Source organism: Aquabacterium sp. (assembly GCF_050725395.1).
Classification (GTDB): domain Bacteria; phylum Pseudomonadota; class Gammaproteobacteria; order Burkholderiales; family Burkholderiaceae_C; genus Aquabacterium.
On the sequence record NZ_JBOHHL010000080.1, the window covers coordinates 1 to 3,199 of the forward strand.

General features: G+C 65.9%; 3 protein-coding genes. 2 read left to right on the forward strand and 1 reads right to left on the reverse strand.

What is annotated here, in order from left to right; translation table 11 throughout:
* The coding region (locus tag ACREB4_RS21135; protein WP_431590211.1) for a DEAD/DEAH box helicase at nt 1-406 on the reverse strand (406 nt) is incomplete at its 3' end.
* Between the two features lie 214 nt (nt 407-620).
* On the opposite strand from ACREB4_RS21135, the gene istA reads away from it, so the two are divergent.
* A complete protein-coding gene (istA, locus tag ACREB4_RS21140; RefSeq protein WP_431590212.1) occupies nt 621-2,147 on the forward strand; it encodes an IS21 family transposase in 1,527 nt (508 codons plus the stop codon).
* Entirely contained in the window at nt 2,137-2,940 is an 804-nt protein-coding gene (istB, locus tag ACREB4_RS21145) for an IS21-like element helper ATPase IstB (protein WP_431590213.1), read from the forward strand. Before istA ends, istB begins: the two co-directional genes overlap by 11 nt.
* Nucleotides 2,941-3,199: the final 259 nt, after the last annotated feature.

Sequence of the window (3,199 nt, forward strand, 5' to 3'; positions counted from 1 at the left end):
CGACCACATAGCGCAGCGTGGTCGGCTCGTTTTGGGCCCAGAGCTGGCGGTCCTTAGGCCGCAGCATCAGGTAGTCCAGCATCTTGTAGTTGGTCAGCAAGATGTCCGGCGGATGCTTGCGCATTGTGTCGCGGTCGGTGATAACGCTGGTGGGCGTCATCACCATGCCCTCGCCCGGTTTGCCCGCATTGCCACCCACGTACAGGCCGACGCGCAGACCGGCGAAAGCAGGCACCTGCGCGACCAGCGCCGCAATGCGGCGTGCCTGGTCGGTAGCCAGGGCGTTCATCGGGTAGATGACGAGTGCCTTGATGCCGGCCTCACCGGCGACACGCGCCTGTGCACAGTGGTCCAGCAGCGGAAAGAGAAAGCACTCGGTCTTGCCCGAACCCGTTCCGGTGGCCACCAGCGTGCTTGCTGCATAGTGCTGGCTGGACAGCCGCTTCCAGGCCAGTTCCTGGTGGTGATAGCCGGGGTGCTCGGTCTCGAAGGATTCAAAGAAGTGTTGGCGCCGGCCGAAAATTGACCCACCTGTGAGGGTTGTGCCGCTTCAAATTTGACCCGGGTGTTCAGCCTACCCTGCTGCTTTTTTAAGCGGTGGGGTATCAGGAGTGATCACTATGGCCATGATTGGCAAGGTCCTGCGGATGCACCACCGCGAGAAGAAGTCGGTGCGCGAGATCGTGAGGGCCACGAGCTTGTCGCGCAATACGGTGAGGAAGTACCTGCGCACGCCGGTGGCGTCGCCTCCGAAGTACCGACGCAAGGCGGCGACGACGAAGCTGTCGGCGTTCATTGAGACAGTGAAGATGGCGTTGCTGGCCGATGCGCGTCGGCCCAGGAAGGAGCGGCGCACCGCCAAGGCGCTTCTCAAGCAGATTGCCGACGCGGGGTACGAAGGCGGCTATACCCAGCTGACGGACTTCATCCGTGCCTGGCGGGCGCAGCAAGGTGGCGTCGTAGTGGGCAAGGCATTCGTGCCTCTGGCCTTCGAAATGGGCGAGGCGTTCCAGTTCGATTGGAGCGACGAGCCGCTGGTGATCGGGGGCATCTACCGCAAGCTGCAGGTGTCGCACATGAAGCTGTGCGCGAGCCGGGCGTTCTGGCTGGTGGCGTACCCGAGCCAGGGTCACGAGATGCTGTTCGATGCGCACACGCGGTCGTTCGCGGCCCTGGGCGGGGTGGCCCGGCGCGGCATCTACGACAACATGCGCACCGCCGTAGACAAGGTGCACAAGGGCAAGGGGCGCACCGTCAACGCGCGCTTCGCGGTGATGTGTGCGCATTACCTGTACGACCCCGACTTCTGCAACGTGGCCTCGGGCTGGGAGAAAGGAGTCGTCGAGAAGAACGTGCAGGACAGCCGCCGGCGCATCTGGATCGACGCGCGGGAGCGGCGCTTCGCCAGCTTCGACGAGCTCAACGCGTGGCTGGGCGAGCGCTGCCGGGCGCTCTGGGAAGAGGTGAGGCATCCCGAGCACAAGCAGTTCAGCGTGGCCGAGATGCTCGAGCACGAGAGGCTGCAGTTGATGCCGATGCCGACCCCCTTCGATGGCTACGTCGAGGAGGCGGCACGCGTCTCCAGCACCTGCCTGGTGTCGGTGGGGCGCAACCGCTACTCGGTGCCGTGCGAGCTGGCCGGCCGGATGGTCAGCACGCACCTGTACCCCACGCGGGTGAAGATCGTCGCTGACGACGCCGTGGTGAGCGATCACGCAAGGCTCGCCGACAAGGGCAAGACCCGCTATGACTGGCAGCACTACATCCCGCTGGTACAGAGGAAGCCGGGGGCGTTGCGCAACGGAGCGCCGTTCGCGGACCTGCCAGAGGCATTGCAGCGCCTGCGCCGCGGCTTGCTGCGCGAGAGCGGCGGTGACCGTGTCATGGCCAAGGTCCTGGCACTGGTGCCGGCGGCGGGCCTGGAGGCGGTGCTGGTGGCCGTGGAGCTGGCACTGGAGAGCGGCACGCCATCTGGGCGCGTGAGCGTCGAGCATGTGATCAACGTGCTGGCGAGGCTGAACGCGGCGCCGCGGCCGGCCAACGTCGTCACCGTGCTGCAGGTGCTGACGCCGCCGATTGCGGACACGGCGCGCTACGACCGACTTCGCGACCTGAGCGCAATCCGGGAGGTCGGTCATGACGCGTGATGTGATTGCCGAACTCAAGGCGCTGCGCCTGCACGGCATGGCGGGGACCTGGGCCGATCTGATCGAGCAGAACAATGCCGAGCTGGACGGATCACGCTGGCTGGTCGAGCAGATGCTGCGCGCCGAGACGACCGAGCGAGCCACACGCTCGGTCAGCCACCAGATGAACGCCGCGAAGTTCCCGGTGCATCGGGACCTCGCCGGGTTCGACTTCGAGGTCTCGCCGGTGGATCGCAAGCTGGTGCTGCAACTGGCCGCGCTGGACTTCACCGATGCGGCGCACAACGTCGTGTTCGTGGGCGGACCCGGTACCGGCAAGAGCCACCTGGCGACGGCCATCGGCGTGGCGGGCATCACGCAGCATGGCAAGCGCGTGCGCTTCTACTCGACGGTGGACCTGGTCAACGCGCTGGAGCAGGAGAAGGCGCAAGGCAAGGCTGGGCGCATCGCCAGCAGCCTGCTGCGCCTGGACGCGGTGGTCCTGGACGAGATGGGGTATCTGCCCTTCAGCCAGGCCGGCGGGGCGCTGCTGTTCCACCTGCTCTCCAAGCTCTACGAGCACACCAGCGTGGTGGTGACGACCAACCTGGACTTCGCGGAGTGGTCCAGCGTGTTCGTCGACCCGAAGATGACCACCGCATTGCTGGACCGGCTCACGCACCACTGCCACATCGTGGAGACCGGGAACGAAAGCTACCGCATCACGCACGCCACGGCCAGCACGAAGAAGCGCATCCGCGCTCGGGAGCAGGAGCGCCAGGAGGCCAAGGCATCGTCGCCAGACGACAGCTGAACGACGATGCCGCGCGCGGGGAAAGCCGCTACGGGCTACGCCCTTCGCGTCTTCCCCCGCGCGTCAGAGCGCACCGAACAACGAGCAAGAAAGGAGGAAAGCGATACAGTTATCCACCGTCGGCATCCACGATGCCGGCGTCCATCCCCGGGTCAAAGTTCAGCCGGCAGGGTGGGTCAAGATTGAACCGGCGCCGACAATCCTCGCCAGCAGGCGGCAGCCATCGATGCATTCCTGGGCGCCATGGGTCGTGCGGGAG